Raw genomic sequence first — 24,798 nt, 5'->3', positions numbered from 1 at the left:
CGGACCGCTCGTCCAGGTCTTCGGGGAGGTCGACGAGGCCGCCCCAGCGGTCCGGGTGCTCCAGCGCCGCGACGCGGCCCAGGCCCCAGATCCGGGCCTGCTCCGGGTGCCCGGGGCGGTCGGAGCGGTCCACGGAGACCGCGCCGCTCGTCAGGCACCACAGAGGTGCCGGCAGGCCGGCGTCGCCCAGCGCCTGGATGAGTTCGACGGTGCGCAGCGCACCGTGCTCGTCGTCGGCGGCGAGCAGCGAGAGCACGCCGTCGACCGGTTCGCCGTGTCCGGCCAGCCGTTCCGCCAGTTCGGTACGGCCGCCCTGGCCCGCCTCGACGAGGTCCACGTGAGCGCCGTGGGCGCGCAGGGCGTCCATGGCGGCGGTGGTCCACTGCGCGGGCGCGCCTTCGGGGACGATCGCCAGCCAGCGGCCGGTGAGCGGCGGGGCGGCGGGTTCGGCGGTGGGCCGCCAGGTGACGCGGTAGCGCCAGGAGTCCGCCGTGGCGCGCGTACGGTGCCGCTGCCGCCAGGAGGACAGGGCGGGCAGCACCTCGCCGAGCGAGGTCCGCTGGTCCTCGCCGACCTCGAGGGCGTCGGCCACCGCCGTCACGTCGGTGCGCTCGACGGCGTCCCAGAACGCGGCGTCCGCCGGGTCCGCGGCGGGCTCCGGGGCGGAGGCCGCGGGGGCCTGCGGCCAGTGCCGCTCGTGCTGGAAGGCGTAGGTGGGCAGTTCCACCGGCCGTGCGTCGCGGCCCGCGAAGAAGCGCGCCCAGTCCACGGGCACGCCCCGGGTGTGCGCGCCGGACAGCGCGGCGACCAGGGTGTGCGCCTCCGGGCGGCCTTCCCGCAGGACGGGCAGGCACGCCGTCTCGGGGTGGTCGGCGGGGGCGTCCTCGTCGAGCGTCTCCTGGGCCATGGCGGACAGCACGCCGTCGGGGCCCAGCTCGATCAGGGTGGTGACGCCCTGCCCGGCCAGGGCGCGGACCGCGTCGGCGAACCGGACCGGCTCCCGCACCTGGCGCACCCAGTAGTCGGGCGAGCACAGGTCCTCGGCCGTGGCGGGCTCCCCCGTCACGTCGGACATCAGCCCGATCCGCGGCGGATGGAACGTCAGGCCCGCCGCGACCTCGCGGAACTCGGCCAGCATCGGTTCCATGCGCGGGGAGTGGAAGGCGTGGGAGACCGTCAGGCGCTTGGTCTTGCGGCCCTGCTGGGCAAACCGCTCGGCGATCTCCAGTACGACGTCCTCATCACCCGAAATCACCACGGACGTGGGCCCGTTGACGGCGGCGATCGACACCGCGTCGTCCCGGCCGGTCAGCGCCTCGGCGACCTCGGCCTCCGTCGCCTGGACGGCCACCATCGCACCGCCGGCGGGCAGCGCCTGCATCAGGCGACCACGCGCGGCGACCAGCGCGCAGGCGTCGTCCAGGGACAGCACGCCCGCCACGTGGGCGGCCGACAGCTCACCGATGGAGTGGCCCGCCAGCCAGTGCGGGGTGACGCCCCAGGACTCCAGCAACCGGTAGAGGGCGACTTCCAGCGCGAACAGGGCCGCCTGGGTGTACTGGGTCTGGTCGAGGGCGGTCGCGTCCTCGAACATGACCTCCTTCAGCGGGCGGTCCAGCCGCCCCTCGAAACGCTCACACACGGCGTCGAGGGCCTGCGCGAACGCCGGGAAGGCGGCGGACAGTTCGCGACCGGTTTCGACTCGCTGGGCGCCCTGTCCGGTGAACAGGAAGCCCACCCGGGCGCGACCTCCGGCCACGGCCCGCTGCAGGCCGGGCGCGGTGCGTCCGGCGGCCAGCGCGGCGAGCCCGGCGAGCAGCTCGTCACGGTCGTCGGCGACGATCGCCGCGCGGTGCTCCAGGGCCGTGCGGGTCACGGCCAGGGACAGGCCGACGTCGGCGGGGCGGGAGTCGGGGTGCGCCCGCAGATGGGCGTGCAGCTTCTGCGCCTGGGCGCCGAGCGCCGTCTCGGTCCGGGCCGAGAGCAGCCACGGCAGCGCCACCGCCGGGCCGTCCGCCACTTCGGTGGTGTCGGTTGCGGGGGCGGGGTCGTCGCGGGCCTGTTCCAGGACCAGGTGGGCGTTGGTGCCGCTGATACCGAAGGAGGAGACGCCCGCTCGGCGCGGCCGGTCGAGCACCGGCCAGTCGCGGGCCTCGGTCAGCAGCTCGACCGCACCCACGGACCAGTCGACCTGCTGCGAGGGCTGATCGACGTGCAGGGTGGGCGGCAGCACGCCGTGCCGCATCGCCATGACCATCTTGATGACACCGGCGGCGCCGGCGGCGGCCTGGGTGTGCCCGATGTTCGACTTGACGGATCCGAGCCACAACGGCCGGTCCTCCGGCCGGTCCTGGCCGTACGTCGCGAGCAGGGCCTGCGCCTCGATCGGGTCGCCGAGGGTGGTGCCGGTGCCGTGCGCCTCGACGGCGTCCACGTCGGCCGCGGTCAGTCGGGCGCTGCTCAGCGCCTGCCGGATGACGCGCTGCTGCGCGGGGCCGTTGGGCGCGGTCAGCCCGTTGGACGCGCCGTCCTGGTTGACGGCGCTGCCCTTGACGACGGCGAGCACGCGGTGGCCGTTGCGGCGGGCGTCCGAGAGCCGCTCCAGGAGCAGCAGGCCCACGCCCTCGGCGAGGCCGGTGCCGTCGGCGGCGTCCGCGAAAGCCTTGACGCGTCCGTCGAGGGCCAGGCCGCGCTGGCGGGAGAACTCCACGAAGGTGACGGGGGTGGCCATCACGGTGACACCGCCGGCCAGCGCGAGTTCGCACTCGCCCTGGCGCAGCGCCTGGGCGGCCAGGTGCAGGGCGACCAGCGAGGAGGAGCAGGCCGTGTCGACGGTCACCGCGGGGCCTTCGAGCCCGAAGGTGTAGGAGACCCGGCCGGAGGCGGCGCTGATCGAGTTGCCGGTGCCGAGATAGCCCTCGTCGCCGTCGACTGCGGCGGCGATCTGGGTGTCGTACCCCTGGTACATGACGCCGGCGAAGACGCCGGTACGGCTGCCCTTCAGGGTGGCCGTGTCGATGCCGGCGCGTTCGAAGGCCTCCCAGGAGGTCTCCAGGAGGAGCCGCTGCTGCGGGTCCATGATGCCGGCCTCGCGCGGCGAGATGCCGAACAGCGCGGGGTCGAAGTCACCGGCGTCGTAGAGGAATCCGCCCTCGGAGGTGGAGGAGGTGCCGGGCTTGTCGGGGTCGGCGTCGCGCAGCAGCCGCTCCAGGTCCCAGCCGCGGTCGGCGGGGAACGCGCCGATGCCTTCCGCGCCGGTCGCGACGAGCCGCCACAGGTCCTCCGGGGACCGTACGCCGCCGGGGTAGCGGCAGGCCATGGCCACGATGGCGATCGGCTCGTCGGTGCCCGTGACGGCCACCGGCGCGGTGGACTCCTCGGTGGCGCCGAGGAGTTCGGCGTCGAGGTGCCGGGCCAGGCTGCGCGGGCTGGGGTGGTCGAAGGCGAGTGTCGGAGGCAGCCGCAGTCCGGTGGCGGTGCTGAGCCGGTTGCGGAGTTCCACCGCGGTCAGCGAGTCGAACCCGAGGTCCTTGAACGCATGGTCGGGGTCGATCGTCGCTGCGGAGACATGGCCGAGGACCGCCGCCACATGGGTGTGGACCAGGTCCTCCACGGCGCGGGCGCGTTCGGCAGGGGACAGTCCGGCCAGCCGCCGGACCGCCTCGGGCAGGGTGCCGTCCGGCTGGGCGGCGCGGGCCGCGGTGCGGCGGGCCGGGCGGCGCAGCAGTGCGCGCAGAAGGTGCGGCGGTTCCTCGGTGGCGGGCAGGCGGGCCGGGTCCAGGTGCATCGGCGCGAGGACGGTGTCGCCCCACGCACCGGCGAGGTCGAACAGGGCCATGCCCTCGGCGGCGGTGAGCGGGGCCATGCCCCGGCGCCGGAGGCGGGCGAGGTCGGCGTCGTCGAGGTGGCCGGCCATGTCGGAGCCGCCCTCGTCCCACAGACCCCAGGCCAGCGACTGGGCGGGCAGTCCGGCCGCCCGGCGGTGCTCGGCGAGCGCGTCCAGGGCGGCGTTCGCGGCGGCGTAGCCCGCCTGGCCGGCTCCGCCCAGCAGGCCCGCGGCGGAGGAGTACAGCACGAACGCCGACAGGTCCAGGTCGCGGGTCAGCTCGTGCAGGTGCCAGGCCCCGTCCGTCTTGGGACGCAGTACGGCGGTGAGCCGCTCGGGGGTGAGGGAGGACAGGACACCGTCGTCGAGGACGCCCGCGGTGTGCACCACGCCGGTCAGCGGGCGCTCGGCCGGTATCTGGGCCAGTACTTCGGCCAGCGCGTCCCGGTCGGCCACGTCCACGGCGGCGATGCGCACGGACGCGCCCAGCTCGGTCAGTTCGGCGACCAGTTCCGCCGCACCCGGCGCGCTCTCGCCGCGTCGGCTCGTCAGCAGCAGGCCGCGTACGCCGTGTTCGGCCACCAGGTGCCGGGCCACCAGCTTGCCGAGCGCGCCGGTGCCGCCGGTGACGAGCACGGTGCCGTCGGCGGGGAGGACCGGGAGGGCAGCGGGGTCGGTCGGTGCGGTGGCGCGGGTGAGACGGGCCGCGAGGGCGGTGCCCGCGCGGACCGCGAGCTGCGGCTCGCCGGTGGCGATCGCGGCGGGGACGGCGCCGGGCGACGGGGTGTGCTCGTCGAGGTCCAGCAGGACGAACCGGTCCGGGTGCTCGGTCTGCGCGGAGCGCACCAGGCCCCAGACGGCGGCTGCCGCCGGATCGGACACGGTGTCGCCGGTCGCGGCGTGCACCGCGCCGCGGGTCACGAAGACCAGCCGGGACTCCGCCGTGCGCTCGTCCTCGGTCCAGGAGTGCAGCAGCGCGAGGGCCCACTGTGCGGCCCGGTGGACGGCTTCGGCAGCCGTGCCGCAGTCCGGCACCGGCGCCAGGAGCACGTCCGGGGTGGTGTCGGTGGCGGTGGTCGTACCGTCCAGGGTGTCGAACGTCCTTGCGGGGACGCCCAGTTCGTCCGTCAGTCCGAAGCGGTCGCCGAGCACCGCGTACGACGCGGGCTTGGGCTCGGCGGTCGTGGCCGGCGTCCACTCCACGCGGAACATCGAGCCGCGCAGCGGGTCGTGGGCGGCGCCCAGTGCCTCCGGTGCGACCGGGCGCAGCGTCAGCGCGTCGACCGCGGCGACGGGCGCGCCGGTGACGTCGGTGACCACGAGCGACACCGTGTCCGCGCCGAGCCGGGACAGCCGTACCCGCAGGGCGGAGGCCCCGCCGGCGTACAGGCTCACGCCCGTCCAGGAGAACGGCAGCCGTACTCCGGTGGAGTCGGCCTGGTCCTCCAGGAGGCCGGCGGCGCCGATGGCGTGCAGGGCGGCGTCCAGGAGTGCGGGGTGCAGCCCGTAGCGCTCGGCGTCGGCCTCGGTGCCCTCGGGCAGGGCGACTTCGGCGGCCAGCAAGTCGCCGTCCCGCCAGAGGCCGCGCAGGCCCTGGAACAGCGGGCCGTACTCCAGGCCGGCCTCGGCCAGGCGCGGGTACAGGTCGTCGAGGGGTACCGGCCGCGCGCCCGCCGGGGGCCAGGCGGCCGGGCCGTCCGGGACCGGTGCGGCGGTCTCGGCGAGGACGCCGTCCGCGTGCAGGGTCCACGGCTCGTCGGCGGCGGCGCCCGCCGGGCGGGCGTGCACGCTCAGCCGGCGGTACCCGTCCTCGTCGGGCGCGCCGACCAGCAACTGGAGGTCGACCGGGGCGGATTCGGCGAGCACGAGCGGGGCGTGCAGGGTCAGTTCGGCCACCCGGCCGCAGCCGACCTGGTCGCCCGCGTTGACCGCGAGTTCCACGAAGGCGGTGCCGGGGAGCAGGACGGTGCCCGCGACCGCGTGGTCGGCGAGCCAGGGGTGGGTGGACAGCGACAGCCGTCCGGTCAGCAGGAAGCCGTTGCCGTCGGCGAGGGTGACCGCCGCGCCCAGCAGCGGGTGGTCGGCCGAGCCGAGGCCGAGACCGGCGGTGTCGCCCGGCCGGCCCGAGCCCTGGAGCCAGTAGTGCTCGCGCTGGAAGGCGTAGGTGGGCAGCTCCACTTGCCGCGGGTCGCGGCCGGCGAACACCGGCCGCCAGTCGACGCCGGCGCCCTGGGTGTGGGCCTCGGCGAGGGAGACGAGGAAGCGTTCGAGGCCGCCCTCGCCGCGGCGCAGGGTGCCCAGGGCGAAGGCCGCGCCGTCGATGCCGGAGAGCACTTCCTGCATGCCCATGGTCAGCACCGGGTGCGGGCTCACCTCGATGAACACGGCACGGCCGCGCTGCGTCAGAGTGCGGACCGCGTCCTCGAAGCGGACCGTGCGGCGCAGGTTCCGGTACCAGTACGCGGCGTCGAGCCCGGCGGTGTCGACGGGCTCGCCGGTCACCGTGGAGCAGAACGTCACCTGGGCGGTGCGCGGCGCGATCGGGGCGAGTGCCGCGAGCACCCGCTCCTCGATGGCCTCGACGTGGGCGGAGTGGGAGGCGTAGTCGACGGCGACGCGGCGGGCCCGGATCTCCTGGTCCGCGCACTCGGCGAGCAGTTCGTCCAGCGCCTGTGGGTCGCCGGAGACGACGACGGAGGCGGGGCCGTTGACCGCGGCGACGGACAGCCTGTCCGCCCAGCGGGTGAGCCGCTGTTCCAGTTCGGCGACGGGGAGCGCCACGGAGACCATGCCGCCCTTGCCGGACAGCTCGGTCAGGGCCTGGCTGCGCAGGGCGACCACCCGGGCGGCGTCCTCCAGGCTGAGCGCGCCGGCCACCGCGGCGGCGGCGATCTCGCCCTGGGAGTGTCCGACCACCGCGGTGGGCTTGACCCCGTGGGCCTCCCAGAGGGCGGCCAGGGACACCATCACGGCGAACAGCACCGGCTGGACGACGTCGACCCGGTCCAGGGACGGTGCGCCGGGCGTGCCGCGTACGACGTCCAGCAGCGACCAGTCGGTGCAGGGCTCCAGGGCGGCGGCGCACTCGCGCATGCGGGCCGCGAACACCTCGGAGGTGTCGAGCAGTTCGACGGCCATGCCGGCCCACTGGGAGCCCTGCCCGGGGAAGACGAAGACGATGTCCTCGGCGCCGCCGGTGGCCGCGCCGCGCACCACGCCGGCCGACTCGGTGCCCGCGGCGAGGCTGTCGAGCCCGGCGAGCAGCCGTTCGCGGTCGGTGCCGACGGCGACCGCGCGGTGCTCGAACAGGGCGCGGCCGGTGGCGAGGGAGTGGGCGACGTCGGCCGGGCGCAGGACGGGGTGGTCCCGCAGGTGTGCCGCGAGCCGGGCGGCCTGCTCGGAGAGGGCGGCCGGGGTGCGGGCGGACAGGATCCAGGGCAGCGCGCCGTCCGCGTCGACCACGGGGGCGGCCTCGGGAGCGCCTTCGGGGGCGTCCTGCGCGGCGGGCTCCGGCTGCTCAAGGATCACGTGGGCGTTGGTGCCGCTGACGCCGAAGGAGGACACCGCGGCGCGGCGCGGGGCGCCGGTGCGGGGCCAGGGCGTGGTCTCTGTGAGGAGTTCCACGGCGCCGGCCGTCCAGTCCACCTGGGGGGTGGGCTCGTCCACGTGCAGGGTGCGGGGCAGCACGCCGTGCCGCATGGCCTGCACCATCTTGATGACGCCGGCGACACCGGCGGCGGCCTGGGTGTGGCCGATGTTCGACTTCACCGAACCCAGCCGCAGCGGCTGTCCGTCCCGCCGCTGCCTGCCGTAGGTGGCGAGCAGGGCCTGCGCCTCGATCGGGTCGCCCAGCGTCGTACCCGTGCCGTGCGCCTCGACGGCGTCCACGTCGGCCGGGGTCAGCCCGGCGCTGCTCAGCGCCTGCTGGATGACCCGCTGCTGGGCGGGCCCGTTGGGGGCGGTGAGCCGGCTGCTGGCGCCGTCCTGGTTGACCGCGCTGCCGCGCACCACGGCGAGCACGGGGTGGCCGTTGCGCCGGGCGTCGGAGAGCCGCTCCAGCAGGAGCATGCCGACGCCTTCGCCCCAGCCGGTGCCGTCGGCCGCTGCGGCGAACGGCTTGCACCGCCCGTCGGGCGCGAGTCCGCGCTGCCGGGAGAACTCCAGGAAGGTGCTGGGCGAGGACATCACGGTGACGCCGCCGGCCAGGGCGAGGGAGCACTCGCCCTCGCGCAGCGCCTGGGCGGCCAGGTGCAGGGTCACCAGGGACGAGGAGCAGGCGGTGTCGACGGTGACGGCCGGTCCTTCCAGGCCGAGCGTGTAGGCGACCCGGCCGGAGGCGATGCTGCCCGCGCTGCCCTGGCTGAGGTAGCCCTCGAACTCTTCGGGGATGTCGTGCAGTCGGGCGAGGTAGTCGTGGTACATCACGCCGGCGAAGACCCCGGTGCGGCTGCCGCGCGCAGACCTCGGGTCGATGCCGGCGTGTTCGAACGCCTCCCAGGAGCTTTCCAGCAGCAGCCGCTGCTGCGGGTCCATGGCCACCGCCTCGCGCGGCGAGATGCCGAAGAACGCGGCGTCGAAGCGGGCGGCGTCGTGCAGGAAGCCGCCCTCACGGACGTAGGAGGTGCCCGGGTTGTCCGGGTCGGGGTCGAACAGCCCGTCCAGGTCCCAGCCGCGGTCGTCCGGGAAGCCGGAGACCGCGTCGGTGCCGGCGGCGACCAGCCGCCACAGGTCGTCCGGGGAGTTCACGCCGCCGGGGAACCGGCAGCTCATTCCCACGATCGCGATGAGCTCCGGCTCGCGGGACTCGGCCTCGCGCAGGCGCTGCCGCGTCTCGGTCAGCTCGGCGACGGCTCGCTTGAGGTAGTCCCGAAGCTTCTGCTCATTGTCCACTTGACCTTGGCTCCTCATGTCATGCGGAAGGCGTGGGTTTTCGTTCACCTGGTGACTCATGACAGGCCGAGGTCCTTGTCCAAGAAGTCGAAGAGTTCGTCGTCGGTCGCCGATTCGAGCCGGTCTGCCACGTCGGCGGCACCGGCCGCCGGTACGGGCCCGACGTGGCCGCCGCCCAGCTTGGAAAGCAGGCTCTCCAGGCGCAGGGCGACCCGGGCCCGCTCGTCCTGGTCGTCGGCGAGAGCGACGAGGGCCGCTTCGATCCGGTCGAGTTCCGCGTCGACCGACGGTGCGTCGACCGGGGCCGGCGCGAGCTGGGACCGCAGGTGGCGGGCCAGTTCGAGCGGTGCCGGATAGTCGAAGAGCAGCGTGGCGGGCAGCTGAAGACCGGTGCGCGAGGCGAGCCGGGTGCGCAGCTCGACCGCGGTCAACGAGTCGAAGCCGGACTCCATGAATCCGCGCTCGGGGTCGAAGACGCCGGTGGCGCGCTGACCGAGGACGGCCTCGGTCTCCTTGCGCACCCACTGGAGCACGGTGCGCTCCTGGTCGCTCTCCGACAGCCCGGCCAGCTGCTCGGCGACTCCGCTCGCCGCCGCCGGACCGTCCTGCGCGGCCGGCCGGGCCGGCGCGGGCAGCAGGCCCCGCAGCAGGGCGGGTACGGCGCCGCCCCGGGCGGCCTGGTTGCGCAGACCGGCCAGGTCCAGCCGGGCCGGTACGGGCACGGGCTCGTCGGCGGCGTGCGCAAGGTCGAACAGGGCCAGGCCCTCCGCCGAGGACAGCGGGGACATGCCCAGCCGCCGGATCCGCGCGAGGTCCGCCTCGTCCAGACCGCCGGCCATGCCGCTGTCGCCCTGCTCCCACAGCCCCCACGCCAGCGAGGTGGCGGCCAGGCCCTGCTGGCGCCGGTGGCGGGCGAGCGCGTCCAGGAAGGAGTTGGCGGCGGCGTACGCGGCCTGTCCCGCACCGCCGAAGACCCCGGCGGAGGAGGAGAACAGCACGAACGCCGACAGGTTCAGGTCACGGGTCAGCTCGTGCAGCCACCACGCCCCGGCCACCTTGGGCCGCAGCACCGCGGCCAGCCGCTCCGGCGTCAGCGCGGACACCACTCCGTCGTCCAGCACGCCCGCGGTGTGCACCACGGCGGTCAGCGGACGCTCGGCGGGAACCTCCGCGAGCAGGCCCGCCAGTGCGTCCCGGTCCGCGGCGTCCACCGCGGCCACCCGCACCGACGCACCGGCCGCGGCGAGTTCGGCCACCAGCTCCGCCGCACCGGGCGCGGCCTCTCCCCGCCGACTGGTCAACAGCAGGCTGCGGACGCCGTGTTCGGCCACCAGATGCCGGGCCACCAGCGCACCGAGCGCCCCGGTCCCGCCGGTGACCAGCACCGTTCCGGCAGAGTCCCAGCCCCGCCCGCCCGGCTCGACACCGGTCATGCGCTCCAGGCGCGGCACGTACGCCGTGCCGGCACGCACCGCGAGCTGCGGCTCACCGCTGACGGCACAGGCCGCCAACTGCCGCCGGGAAGAGTCGTCTTCATCGATGTCGATCAGCACGAACCGGTCCGGATGCTCGGACTGCGCCGAGCGCACCAGCCCCCAGACCGCTGCCTGCACCGGATCCGGCGCCTGCTCACCCCGCGCGCCCGTGCTCACCGCGCCCCGGGTCACCAGCACCAGCCGTGCGCCGGTCGTCCGCTCGTCGGCCAGCCAGCGCTGTACGACGTCCAGGGCAGCGCCGGTGGCCGCGGCGACCGCGCCCGGGGTGTCCGGCCGCTGCCGGTCCCCCGCGCCCGAGCCGTCGAAGAACACCAGCTCGACCGACTCCCCGAGGGCGTCCTGCAGGCCCGCCGGGTGGGCGGACACGGCGACGCCGCCCGCCCGCAGTCCGTCGGCCAGCCCCAGGCTGTCCGGGCCCGCCACGGCGCACGCGGCCGGCCGTGCCGTGCTCACGGGGGCCACGGCCCAGCCGAGCCGGAACAGCGCGTCCCGGTGGCCGCCGCGGGCCGCCCTGAGCTGTGCTTCGGTCACCGGACGCAGCGCCAGCGACGCCACGCTCGCCACCGGAAGTCCGGTGCGGTCGGCGACGTCCAGCGTCACCACGTCGTTCTCCGCGACCGACAGCCGCACCCGCAGGGCAGAGGCCCCGGCGGAGTGCAGCCGGACCCCGGACCAGGCGTACGGCAGCCGCGCGTCGGCATCGCCGTCCGCGGCCAGCCCCAGCGTGTGCAGCGTGGCGTCCAGCAGCGCCGGATGCAGCGCGAACGCCTCCGTACCGGCCGCGCCGCCGTCCACCGGCTCGATCTCCGCGAACAGCTGGTCGCCGAGCCGCCAGGCGGCCCGCAGCCCCTGGAACGCCGGCCCGTACCCGAATCCGGCGCGCGCGGCACGGTCGTAGAACCCGTCGACCGCCAGCGGAGTCGCCCCCGCCGGAGGCCACACGGACAGCTCGGCCGGCGGGACCGTGCCGCCGCCGGCGGAGACCAGCACACCGGTCGCGTGCCGGGTCCACTCCTGCTCGTCCGTCGCCCGCTCCGGTCGCGCGTGCACGCTGAACTCGCGCCGCCCGTCCTCGCCCGGCCCGCTCACCAGCAGCTGGAACCGCACGCCGCCCCGCTCCGGCAGGATCAGTGGCGCCTCGAGGGTCAGTTCCCCGACCTCGTCACAACCGCAGGTGTCGGCCGCCCGCACGGCCAGCTCGACGAACGCCGTGCCCGGCAGCAGCACCGAGCCCATCACGGCGTGGTCCGCGAGCCACGGATGCGTCTCCAGCGACAGCCGGCCGGTGAACAACACCCCACCGGTGTCGGGAAGTTCCACCGCCGCACCCAGCAGCGGATGGTCCGCCGCGCCCAGACCAGCGAGTTCCACGTCCGCCACGGACCGGCCACCGCCCAGCCAGAAACGCTCGCGTTGGAAGGCGTAGGTCGGCAGGTCGACCGTCCTGGCACCGCGCCCCGCGAAGAACGCCGACCAGTCGACGGAGACTCCGCGCACGTGCGCCTGGGCGATGGCCGTGGTCACGGTCTGCGCTTCGGGACGGTCGCCGCGGAGGACCGGCACGAAGAGCGCGTCGTCCGTGCTGTCCTGGCCCATCGCGGAGAGGACACCGTCCGGGCCCAGCTCGATGAACGTACGTACGCCCTGCCCGGCGGCCGTCTTGATCCCGTCCGCGAAGCGGACCGCCTCGCGGACGTGCCGTACCCAGTAGTCCGGGCTGCACAGTTCCTCGGCCGTGGCCAGCTCGCCGGTCAGGTTCGACACGACAGGGATGCGCGGCGCGTTGTAGGTGAGCTTGTCGGCGATCTGACGGAACTCCGCGAGCATCGGCTCCATGCGGGGCGAGTGGAAGGCGTGGGAGACCGTCAGGCGCTTGGTCTTGCGGCCCTGCTGAGCGATGCGCTCGGCCACCTCTAGTACGACGTTCTCGTCACCGGAAATCACCACAGACGTGGGCCCGTTGAGGGCGGCGATCGACACCGCGTCGTCCCGGCCGGTCAGCGCTTCCGCGACTTCAGCCTCGCTCGCCTGGACGGCCACCATGGCGCCACCGGCGGGCAGCGCCTGCATCAGGCGACCACGAGCGGCGACCAGAGCACAGGCGTCCTCCAGCGACCAGACGCCCGCCACATGCGCGGCGGCCAACTCGCCGATGGAGTGGCCCAGTACGACATCCGGGGCCAGACCCCACGACTCCACCAGCCGGAAGAGAGCGACTTCCAGGGCGAAGAGAGCCGCCTGAGTGTAGACGGTCTGATCCAGCGCGGTCGCGTCCTCGAAGACCACGTCCTTCAGCGGCCGATCAAGCTCGAAACGCGAGCACACCGCATCGAACGCCTCCGCGAACACCGGGAACGCCGCGTACAGTTCGCGGCCCATCCCGACACGCTGGGCGCCCTGACCCGTGAACAGGAACCCGACCCGGCCACCATCACCGACCGAACCACGCACGAGCCCCGGCGCACGCTCACCCTCGGCCAACGCTGCCAGCCCAGCGAGGAGTTCGCCGCGGTCCCCCGAGACGACGGCAGCCCGGCTCTCCAGGACAGCCCGGGACGTGGCCAGCGACAGGCCGATGTCGGCCAACGCCTCCTCCGGCCGGGAGCGCACCTGCTCGGCCAGGCGCTGGGCCTGAGCCCGCAGGGCCTCCTCGGTGCGACCGGACAGCACCCAGGGCACCACCGGCGAGTCGATGGTCGCCGCTTCCGGCGCGTCGACGGGCTCCTCCTGCGGAACCTGTTCCAGGACCACGTGCGCATTGGTGCCGCTGAGCCCGAAGGAGGACACACCGGCACGGCGCGCATGCCCGGTCTCCGGCCACTCCCGCGCCTCGGTCAGCAGCTCGACCGCACCCGCGGACCAGTCGACCTGCCGGGACGGCTCGTCCACGTGCAGGGTGCGCGGCAGCACGCCGTGCCGCATCGCCATCACCATCTTGATCACACCGGCCACACCCGCGGCAGCCTGCGTGTGCCCGATGTTCGACTTGATGGACCCCAGCCACAGCGGCAGTTCGCGATCCTGGCCGTAGGTGGCGAGGAGGGCCTGCGCCTCGATCGGGTCGCCCAGCGTCGTACCCGTGCCGTGCGCCTCGACCGCGTCGACATCGGCCGTCGTGAGCCGCGCGTTGGCCAGCGCCTGCCGGATCACCCGCTGCTGCGACGGACCGTTCGGCGCCGTAAGCCCGTTGGACGCACCGTCCTGGTTGACGGCGCTGCCCCGCACCACCGCCAGGACCCGGTGCCCGTTGCGCTCGGCGTCGGACAGCCGCTCCAGCAGCAGCATGCCCGCGCCCTCGCCCCAGCCGGTGCCGTCCGCCGCGTCCGCGAAGGACTTGATGCGGCCGTCGGCGGCGAGGCCGCGCTGGCGTGAGAAGTCGACGAAGGTGCTCGGCGTGGACATCACGGAGACGCCGCCGGCCAGTGCGAGCGTGCACTCCCCCGAACGAAGCGCCTGCGCGGCGAGGTGCAGGGCGACCAGGGAGGACGAGCAGGCCGTGTCCACGGTCATGGCCGGGCCTTCCAGCCCGAAGGTGTAGGCGATGCGCCCGGAGGCGATGCTGCCCGCGTTGCCGGAGCCCAGGTAGCCCTCGACGCCTTCGGGGACATCGCCGACCTGGGAGGCATAGTCCTGGTACATGATTCCGGCGAAGACACCGGTGCGGCTGCCCTTGAGGGTGCCGGGGTCGATGCCCGCCCGCTCGAACGCCTCCCAGGAGGTCTCCAGGAGCAGCCGGTGCTGCGGGTCCATCGCCAACGCCTCGCTGGGGACGACGCCGAAGAATCCGGGGTCGAACTGGGCCGCGTCGTAGAGGAAGCCGCCGTCGCGCACGTACGACGTACCGGGGTTGTCCGGGTTGGGGTCGTACAGCTTCTCCAGGTCCCAGCCGCGGTCGGCGGGGAACCCACCGATGCCGTCGCCGCCTGTGGCGACCAGGTGCCACAGGTCTTCCGGTGACATGACGCCGCCGGGGTAGCGGCAGGCCATGCCGACGATCGCGATCGGCTCGTCCGCAGCGGCCACCGTCGTCGCCGAGGCGTCGGTGGCGTCGTCCTCGCCCAGCAGTTCGGCCCGGAGACGGTCGGCGAGCGCGTTCGGCGTCGGGTGGTCGAAGATCAGGGTCGCGGGGAGGCGGAGTTCCGTGGCCGCGGTCAGACGGTTGCGGAGCTCCACGGCGGTCAGGGAGTCGAAGCCCAGCTCGCCGAAGGCCCGCGCGGCCTCGATCTCTTCTCCGGAGGCGTGGCCGAGTACGGCCGCGACCTCGGTGCGGACCAGCTCCAGCAGGGTACGGGTGCGGTCGGCCTCCGCCTGGGCCAGCAGCCGTCCCTTCAGGGAGGGAGCGCCGCCGCCGGCGCCCGCCCGCTTCCTGACGGGCCGCCGGACCAGGCCGCGCAACGGCGCGGGAACCGCCGCGGCCGGTGCCGCGGAGAGCGCGGAGGTGTCCAGGCGCAGCGGCACGAGGGCGGGCTCACCGGCCCCGCCCGCCGCGTCGAACAGGGCCATGCCCTGCGCGGCGGACAGCGGAGTCATCCCGGAGCGCCGCAGCCGGTCCAGGTCCTCGGCGTCGAGCGCGCCGGCCATGCCGTCCGCCTGCTCCCACAGGCCCCAGGCCAGGGACCGGGCGGGCAGCCCGGCGGCGTGACGGTGCGCGGCCAGCGCGTCCAGGAAGGCGTTCGCGGCGGCGTAGTTGGCCTGACCGGGGCCGCCGATCACACCGGCGACGGACGAGAACAGCACGAACGCCGAGAGGTCGAGGTGCCGGGTCAGCGTGTGCAGGTGCCACGCGCCGTCGGCCTTCGGCCGCAGGACGCGCGAGACGCGCTCCGGCGTCAGCGCCTCCAGCACGCCGTCGTCGAGCACACCGGCGGTGTGCACCACCGCGCGCAGCGGGTGCTCCGCCGGCACCTGCGCCAGGGTCCGCGCGAGCGCGTCCCGGTCGGCGACGTCACAGGCGGCCACGGTCACCTGCGCGCCTTGGGCGGTCAGCTCGTCGCGCAGCTCGGCCGCGCCCGGCGCCTCCAGCCCTCGACGGCTGGTCAGCAGCAGGTGGCGTACGCCGTGTTCGGCCACGAGATGCCGGGCCACCAGCGCGCCGAGCGCACCCGTGCCTCCGGTGACGAGCACCGTGCCCTCGGCGTCCCACACCGGGGCCGCGGCCAGGGCCGAGGAGAACTCGCGGGTGAGCCGTGGCACGCGTACGGCGCCGGACCGCACCGCGGCCTGCGGCTCATCGGCGGCGAGCACCGACGCCAGCGCGGGCGCCGCACCGGAGGCCGGGGCCGCATCGAGGTCGACCAGGACGAACCGCTCCGGATGCTCGGACTGCGCCGAACGCACCAGCCCCCAAGCGGCGGCAGCGGCCGGATCGGTCACTTCCTCGCCCGCGTCGACGGCCACCGCGCCACGGGTGACCAGGACCAGCCGCGAGCCGGCGAACCGCTCCTGCGACAGCCAGTCCCGCACCAGCTCCAGCGTCCACCGGGCCGTCTCGTGCACCGCCTCGGGCAGGCCGTCGCCGCCCGCTTCCGTGTTCCCGGAAACCGCGCCCGAGCGGTCGGGCACGGCCGCCACGACCACGTCCGGCAGTCGCCCGTCCACCGCCGCCAGTTCGGCGAGATCCCGGTACGACGACACCGCGGCGCCCTCGCCGTCCAGCAGCCGTGCCAGGCCGGCGGAGTCGTCCAGCACCGCCCAGGCGCCGTCCGCGGAACTCGACGCCGGCAGGGGCAGGGCCGTCCACTCCACCCGGAACAGCGACCCGTCGTGGCCGGTGGCGCGGGCGCTGTCGAACTGCTCGGCGCTCACCGGCCGTACGGTCAGCGCGTCTACGGTGGCGACCGGCTCGCCCGAGGGGTCGGTGACCGTCAGCGCGAAGGCGTCGGCGCCGACCGGAGCCAGCCGTACCCGCAGCTCGGTGGCGCCTGCCGCGTGCAGGCTGACCCCGGCCCAGGAGAACGGCAGCACGGCCGCCCCGGCCTCTTCCGCCGGCGAGGCCAGCCCGACCGTGTGCAGCGCCGCGTCCAGCAGCGCCGGATGCAGACCGTACCGTCCGGCCTCGTCGGCCATGTCTTCGGGCAGCGCGACCTCGGCGAACACCTCCGCACCACGGCGCCACGCGGCCCGCAGGCCCTGGAACACCGGCCCATAGGCCAGACCCAGGCCGGCAAGGGCCTCGTACAGGCCGTCGACCGGCAGCGGCTCAGCATCCGCGGGCGGCCAGACCGACACCTCTGCCGCGGGCGTCGTGCTCTCCGGGGCCAGCAGACCGTCGGCGTGCCGGGTCCAGGAGCGGCCCTCGGACGCGTCCGCCGGACGCGAGTACACGGTCAGCGCACGCCGCCCCTGCTCGTCCGCGTCCCCGACGGCCACCTGGATCTGTACGGCGCCTCGCTCCGGGACGACCAACGCGCTCTCGAACGACAGCTCCGCGACCCGGCCGCAGCCGACCTGGTCCCCCGCCCACACGGCCAGGTCCACCAGAGCGGCACCGGGCAGCACGACCGAGCCCAGGACGGCATGGTCAGCCAGCCAGGCCTGCTCGTCCAGCGACAGCCGACCGGTGAACAACACCCCACCGGTGTCCGGCAGTTCCACCGAAGCACTCAGCAACGGATGGCCTGCAGAGCCCACACCGGCGAGTTCCGCACCACCCGCGAAACGGCCACCGGCCAGCCAGTACCGCTGGTGCTGGAAGGCGTACGTCGGCAGCTCGACCGCCCTGGCGCCGCGCCCGGCGAAAAACGCCGCCCAGTCGACCGGGACTCCACGCACGTGCGCCTGCGAGACCACCGCGGTCAGGGTCTCCGCCTCGGAACGTCCCGTACGGAGGGCGGGTGCGTACAGCGCGTCGGTGCTCTCCTGACCCATCGCGGACAGGACTCCGTCCGGGCCCAGCTCGATCAGGGTGCGTATGCCTTGCTCGGCGACCGTCTTGATCCCGTCCGCGAAGCGGACCGCCTCGCGGACGTGGCGCACCCAGTACTCCGGGGTGCACAGTTCCGCGGCGGTGGCCGGACGACCGGTCACGTTGGAGACGACCGGGATGCGCGGGGCGTTGTACGACAGACCCTCCGCGACCCGGCGGAACTCCGCCAGCATCGGCTCCATGCGAGGCGAGTGGAAGGCGTGGGAGACCGTCAGGCGCTTGGTCTTGCGACCCTGCTCCGCGAAACGGGCAGCGATCTCCAGCACCTGAGGTTCGTCACCCGAAATCACCACAGAAGTGGGCCCGTTGAGGGCGGCGATCGACACCGCGTCGTCCCGGCCGGTCAGCGCCTCGGCGACTTCAGCCTCGGTCGCCTGCAGGGCCACCATCGCGCCGCCCTCGGGCAGCGCCTGCATCAGCCGACCACGCGCGCCCACCAGCGCACACGCGTCCTCCAGCGACCAGACCCCCGCCACATGCGCAGCGGCCAGCTCACCGATCGAATGCCCCAGCAGGACATCCGGCGTCACGCCCCACGACTCCAACAGCCTGAACAACGCCACTTCAAGGGCGAAAAGAGCTGCCTGGGTGCAAACGGTCTGGTCCAGGGCCGCCGCGTCCTCGAAGACAACGTCCTTCAGCGGCCGATCAAGCTCGAAACGCGAGCACACCGCATCGAACGCCTCCGCGAACACCGGGAACGTCGCGTACAGTTCGCGGCCCATTCCGACACGCTGGGCGCCCTGACCCGTGAACAGGAACCCGACCCGGCCACCATCACCGACCGACCCACGCACGAGCCCCGGCGCACCCTCACCCTCGGCCAACGCTGCCAGCCCAGCGAGGAGTTCGTCGCGATCCCCCGAGACGACGGCAGCCCGGTGATCCAGCGTCACGCGCGCAGTGGCGAGCGACAGTGCCACGTCGCCGGGTTCGAACTCCGAGTGGCGGTCCAAGTGGTCAAGGAGGCGAGCCGCCTGGGCCCGCAGGGCGGCTTCGGTCGAGCCCGAGAGCACAACCGGGACCACCGGCGAGGTCACCGTCCGGACCGACTCCTCGGCCGGGACGGTGTCCGGTGCCTGCTCGATGATCGTGTGGACGTTGGTGCCGCTGATGCCGAAGGAGGACACGGCGGCACGCCGCGGGCGCCCGGTCTCCGGCCACTCCCGCGCCACGGTCAGCAGCTCGACCGCACCCGCGGACCAGTCGACCTGCTGCGAGGGCTGATCGACGTGCAGGGTCTGCGGCAGCACGCCGTGCCGCATCGCCATCACCATCTTGATCACACCGGCCACACCCGCGGCAGCCTGCGTGTGCCCGATGTTCGACTTGATGGACCCCAGCCACAGGGGCAGTTCACGGTCCTGGCCGTAGGTGGCGAGGAGGGCCTGTGCCTCGATCGGGTCACCCAGCCGGGTACCCGTACCGTGCGCCTCCACCGCGTCCACATCCGCGGTCGTGAGCCGCGCGTTCGCCAGCGCCTGACGGATCACCCGCTGCTGCGACGGACCGTTCGGCGCCGTAAGGCCGTTGGACGCACCGTCCTGGTTGACGGCGCTGCCGCGCACGACGCCCAGCACCCGGTGACCGTTGCGCACGGCGTCCGACAGCCGCTCCACGAGGAGCACACCGACGCCCTCGCCCCAGCCGGTGCCGTCCGCCGCGTCCGCGAAGGACTTGCAGCGGCCGTCGCGTGCCAGGCCGCGCTGACGGGAGAACTCCACGAAGGTGCCGGGCGTGAACATCACCGTGACGCCGCCGGCAAGCGCGAGCGAGCACTCCCCCGAGCGCAGCGCCTGTACGGCCATGTGCAGGGCGACGAGGGAGGAGGAGCACGCGGTGTCGACCGTGACGGCGGGGCCCTCCAGGCCGAAGGTGTAGGCGATGCGGCCGGACACGACGCTGCTCGACGTGCCGGTGCCGATGAAGCCCTCGACCTCGTCCGGAACGGTGTTCAGCCGGGCGCCGTAGTCGTGGTACATGACGCCGGCGAACACACCGGTGGGGCTGCCCTTCAGCGAACCGGCGTCGATCCCCGCCCGCTCGAAGACCTCCCAGGAGGCTTCCAGCAGCAGGCGCTGCTGCGGGTCCATGGCCAGGGCCTCACGCGGGCTGATGCCGAACAGGCCGGGGTCGAAGTCGCCTGCCTGGTGGAGGAAGCCGCCTTCGCGGGCGTACGAGGTACCGACGCGGGCCGGGTCGGGGTCGTACAGGTTCTCCAGGTCCCAGCCGCGGTCGGCGGGGAACTCACTGATGCCGTCGCTGCCGGTGGCGACCAGCCGCCACAGGTCTTCCGGTGAGGTGACGCCGCCGGGGTAGCGGCAGGCCATGCCGACGATCGCGATCGGTTCGTCGTCAGCGGTCGTCGGGGTGGCAGTGCCACGCGAGCCCGTGAGGTCGGCCGATTCCGGCTCGTTGCCCAGGAGTTCGGAGGCGAGGAGCTCCGCCAGGGCGGTGGGCGTGGGGTAGTCGAAGACGAGGGTGGCGGGCAGACGCAGTCCGGTGGCCGCGTTGAGGCGGTTGCGGAGTTCGACGGCGGTCAGCGAGTCGAAGCCGAGTTCCTTGAACGCCTTGGCGGGCGGCACCTCGTCGAGTCCGGCGAAGGCGAGCGCGGCGGCGGTCTCCGTGCGGACCAGGTCGAGGATGAGTCGCGCCCGTTCGGCCGCGGGCAGCCGGGTCAGGCGGTCCGCGAACGCTCCGGCCGCGGTGTCGGGGCCGGCGGTGTCCGCCGTGCGCCGGGCCGGGCCGCGGACCAGGCCGCGCAGCAGCGGGGACGGTACTTCAATGCGCCGCAGGGCGGCCAGGTCGAGGCGGACCGGCACGGGTGCCGCGTCGGCCCCGGCACAGGCCGCGTCGAACAGGGCGAGCCCTTCCTCGGCGGTGAGTCCGGTCATTCCGGCGCGGCGCATGCGGGCCAGGTCGCCCTCGTCGAGGGCGCCGGTCATGCCCGTGTCGCCGTCCCACAGGCCCCAGGCCAGGGAGGTCGCGGGGAGTCCCTGGGCGCGGCGGTGCCCGGCCAGGGCGTCGAGGAAGGCGTTGGCGGCGGCGTAGTTGGCCTGACCGGCGCTGCCCACGACGCCCGAGACGGAGGAGAACAGCACGAACGCGGACAGGTTGAGGTCGCGGGTGAGTTCGTGCAGGTGGACCGCGCCGTGCGCCTTGGGCCGGAACACCCGGTCGAGGCGCTCCGGAGTGAGCGTGTCGACCAGGCCGTCGTCGAGTACGCCGGCCGCGTGGACCACGGCGGTCAGCGGGTGTTCGGCGGAGATGTCGGCCAGCAGCGCGGCGACGGCGTCGCGGTCGGCCACGTCGCAGGCCGCGAGGGTCACCGTGGCACCCAGGGCGGTGAGTTCCGCCTCCAGCTCCGCGGCGCCCTCGGCCCGTGCGCCACTGCGGCTGGTCAGCAGCAGGTGTCGTACGCCGTGCCGGGTGACCAGGTGCCGGGCGAGCAGTCCGCCCAGGGCGCCGGTGGCGCCGGTGAGCAGCACCGTTCCGGCTGGGTCGGGTACGAAGCCCGCGTCGGCCTCGGCGCGCGGCGCCCTGGCCAGCCGAGGGGTCAGCAAGTAGCCATCTCGAATGGCGAGTTGGGGCTCGGCGGACCGCAGGGCGGTGGCCGGCAGCGGGGCGGCGGGCGTCGCCGGGTCGGCATCCAGCAGCACCAGTCGGCCGGGGTGCTCCGACTGCGCCGACCGCACCAGACCCCACACCGCCGCAGCATCGGGGTTACGCACGTCCCCGTCGCCGGTCGCGGCGACCGCGCCGGTGGTGACCAGCACCAGCCGGGACGCGGTGAACCGGTGGTCGGAGAGCCATGCCTGGACCAGGTCCAGTACGGCACGGGCGGCCAAGTAGCCGGCGTCGGCGAGGGAGTCGACGTCCGCGGTGTCAGTGGCGACCCGGTGGACGACTGCCGCGGGGGCGGGCCGGCCGGCGTCGACGGCCGCGGCGAGGGCGCCCAGATCGGCGGTCTCCTCCGCGCCCAGCTCGACCCAGTCCGCGGTGTAGTCACCCGACGGCTCTTCCGTGGCCTGCGTCGCGGTCCACTCGACCCGGAACAGGGCGTCGTGGTGGTCGGCGCGGGCTTGGGCCAGCTGCTCCCCGGTGACCGGTCGCAGGACCAGCCGGTCGACGGACAGCACGGGCCGGCCCAGGGAGTCGGCGATGTCCAGCGCGACGCCGTCGGCGCCCGCCGAGGACAGCCGGACCCGCAGGGCCGCCGCGCCGGCGGCGTGCAGCGAGACGCCTCGCCACTCGAACGGCAGCTGGACCCGGTCGGGTTCCGCCACCAGGTCGGCGAGCCCCAGCGCGTGCAGGGCGGCGTCCAGCAGCGCCGGGTGCAGCCCGAACCGGGTGGCGTCCCCGGCCGCCTGCTCCGGCAGCGCGACCTCGGCGAACACCTCGCCGTCGCCGCGCCACACGGCGCGCAGTCCCTGGAACACCGGGCCGTAGTCGAGGCCCAGGGTGGCCAGTCGCTCGTAGAAGCCGTCCAGTTCGACCGGCGCAGCACCGGCCGGCGGCCATGCCTGGCCGACGGACTCGGCGGGCGCCATCGCCCGCGCCCCGGGGGACAGCACGCCGCCCGCGTGCCGGGTCCAGGGGCGGTCGTCCGCGGCGGCGGGGCGGGAGTGCAGGGTCACCGTCCGGCGGCCGGACGCGTCGGCCGCGCCCACCTCCAGCTGGAGCTCCACCGCGCCCTGCTCGGGCACGATCAGCGGCGCCTCGAGGGTCAGTTCGTCCAGCCGGTCGCAGCCGACCTGGTCACCGGCCCGCAGGGCCAGCTCCACGAATGCCGTGCCGGGCAGCAGCACCGGTCCCAGCACCGCGTGGTCCGCAAGCCACGGCTCGATGTCGACGGCCAGCCTGCCCATCATCAGCAGCCGGTCGTCACTGGCCAGGGTGACGGCGGCACCCAGCAGCGGATGGTCCAACAGGGCCACGCCACCGGGCAGTTCGCCCGTCCCCGGCAGCGCCTTGGTCTTCAGCCAGTACCGCTCGTGCTGGAAGGCGTACGTCGGCAGCTCGACCGGCTCGGCCCCACGGCCCGCGAAGAACGCCGCCCAGTCCACCGCGGCGCCCCGCACATGGGCCGCCGCGACAGCAGCGGTCAGTGTGCCGTCCTCCGCACGCCCACCGCGCAGCAGCGGCACACCGAGCACGTCGGCGTCGTCGGGCAGGCACTCCTGCCCCATCGCGCACAGCACACCGTCCGGCCCCAGCTCGATGAGGGTGCGCACACCCTCCGCGGCCAGCGCCCGCATCCCGTCCGTGAAGCGCACGGCCTCACGGACATGCCGCACCCAGTAACCCGGGTCGCACAGTTCCTCGGCGGTGGCGAGCTCACCGGTCACGTTGGAGACGACCGCGATGCGCGGGGCGTTGTACGACAGACCTTCCGCGACGCGGCGGAACTCCGCCAGCATCGGCTCCATGCGAGGCGAGTGGAAGGCGTGGGAGACCGTCAGGCGCTTGGTCTTGCGACCCTGCTCCGCGAAACGGGCAGCGATCTCCAGTACGACATCCTCGTCACCGGAAATCACCACGGAGTTCGGCCCGTTGAGGGCGGCGATCGAGACCGAATCCTTGCCGGACAGCGCCTCGGCGACCTCGGTCTCCGTCGCCTGCACAGCCGCCATGGCGCCACCCTCGGGCAGCGCCTGCATCAGCCGACCACGCGCCGCGACCAGAGCGCAGGCGTCCTCCAGCGACCAGACCCCCGCCACATGCGCGGCGGCCAGCTCACCGATCGAATGCCCCAGCAGGACATCCGGCGTCACACCCCACGACTCCAACAGCCGGAAGAGGGCGACCTCCAGGGCAAACAGAGCCGCCTGCGTGTAGACCGTCCGGTCCAGCCCCGCCGCGTCCCCGAAGACAACGTCCTTCAGCGGCCGATCAAGCTCGAAGCGCGAGCACACCGCGTCGAACGCCTCCGCGAACACCGGGAACGCCGCGTACAGCTCACGGCCCATCCCGACACGCTGAGCGCCCTGCCCCGTGAAGAGGAATCCGAGCGGGCTCTCCCCCTGAGCCACTGCGCGGCGCAGCGCGGGGGTCTGCCGGTCCTCGGCCAACGCCTGGAGTCCGGCGAGGAGTTCGTCCCGGTCGTCGGAGACGACGGCGGCCCGGTGTTCCAGGGCCGCGCGGGTCGTGGCCAGGGACAGGGCGATGTCGGCCGATGCGTCCCCGGGCCGGGATCGGACGTGCTCGGCCAGGCGCTGGGCCTGGTCCCGCAGGGCCGCCTCGGTACGGCCGGACAGCACCCACGGCACCACGGCCGTGCGGACCGGGGCGGCCTTCTCGGTCTGGGTGTCGGCGGCGGTCGGCTCGGGAGCCTGCTCCACGATCGTGTGGGCGTTGGTGCCGCTGATACCGAAGGAGGAGATGCCGGCGCGGCGCGGGCGCCCGGTCTCCGGCCACTCCCGCGCCTCGGTCAGCAGCTCGACCGCACCCGCCGACCAGTCGACCTGCGTGGTGCGCTCGGCGGCGTGCAGGGTCTGCGGCAGCACGCCGTGCTGCATCGCCAGCACCATCTTGATCACGCCGGCCACACCGGCGGCGGCCTGCGAGTGACCGATGTTGGACTTCACCGAGCCCAGCCAGAGGGGCAGTTCGCGTCCCTGCCCGTAGGTGGCGAGGAGGGCCTGCGCCTCGATCGGGTCACCCAGCCGGGTACCGGTGCCGTGGGCCTCGACGGCGTCCACCTCGGCCGCCGTCAGCCGTGCGTTCGCCAGCGCCTGACGGATCACCCGCTGCTGCGACGGACCGTTCGGCGCCGTGAGGCCGTTCGAGGCACCGTCCTGGTTGACGGCGCTGCCCCGCAGCACCGCCAGCACCTGGTGACCGTTGCGCCGGGCGTCCGACAGCCGCTCCAGCAGCAGCATGCCCACACCCTCGGCCATGCCCATACCGTCGGCGTCCGCCGAGAACGCCTTGCAGCGGCCGTCCATGGCCAGGCCGCGCTGGCGGGAGAACTCGACGAGCGGGCCGGGGGTCGCCATCACGGCGACGCCGCCGGCCAGGGCGAGGGTGCACTCCCCCGAGCGCAGGGCCTGTGCGGCGAGGTGGAGGGCGACGAGGGAGGACGAGCAGGCGGTGTCGACGGTCACCGCGGGGCCTTCGAGGCCCAGGGTGTAGGCGACGCGGCCGGAGAGCACGCTGGTCGCGCTGCCGGTGAGGAGGTGTCCCTCGACGCCTTCGGCCGGTTCGTGGAGCTTGGGACCGTAGTACTGGTGGCTGGCGCCGGCAAAAACGCCGGTGCGGCTGCCCTTGAGGGCGGCAGGGTTGATCCCGGCGCGTTCCAGCGCTTCCCAGGAGGTCTCCAGCAGCAGGCGCTGCTGCGGGTCCATGGCCAGGGCCTCGCGCGGGCTGATGCCGAAGAGTCCGGGGTCGAAGTCCGCGGCGTCGTGGAGGAATCCGCCCTCGCGGACGTAGGTGGTGCCCGAGGTCGACGGGTCGGGGTCGTACAGGTTCTCCAGGTCCCAGCCGCGGTCGGCGGGCAGCCCGGAGATGCCGTCGCCGGCGGAGGTCACCAGCCGCCACAGGTCCTCCGGGGAGGCGACCCCGCCGGGGTAGCGGCAGGCCATGCCCACGATGGCGATGGGTTCGTGAGCCGCCGCCGCGAGTTCCCGGTTCTGCTGCCGCAGACGCTCGGTCTCCTTCAG

Annotated in this window: 2 protein-coding genes (1 of these 2 cut by a window edge); both read right to left on the bottom strand. The window is 74.4% G+C overall.

Features of this window, described 5'->3' with window-relative positions; genetic code table 11:
- On the bottom strand, nucleotides 1-8,776 hold the 5' portion of the coding sequence (locus ACWD3E_RS28805) for a type I polyketide synthase (RefSeq protein WP_451390484.1). It extends 6,854 nt beyond the left edge of the window; 8,776 of the gene's 15,630 nt are visible here — the first part of the coding sequence; the start codon lies at nucleotides 8,774-8,776; the stop codon falls past the left edge of the window.
- On the bottom strand, nucleotides 8,773-24,798 hold the full coding sequence (locus ACWD3E_RS28800) for an SDR family NAD(P)-dependent oxidoreductase (protein ID WP_451390558.1): 16,026 nt from the start codon (nucleotides 24,796-24,798) through the stop codon (nucleotides 8,773-8,775). Before ACWD3E_RS28800 ends, ACWD3E_RS28805 begins: the two co-directional genes overlap by 4 nt.

The organism is Streptomyces sp. NPDC002676, from assembly GCF_053592455.1.
Note: the sequence above shows the minus strand (reverse complement) of the source record. Positions and strands in the feature narration are given on the sequence as shown.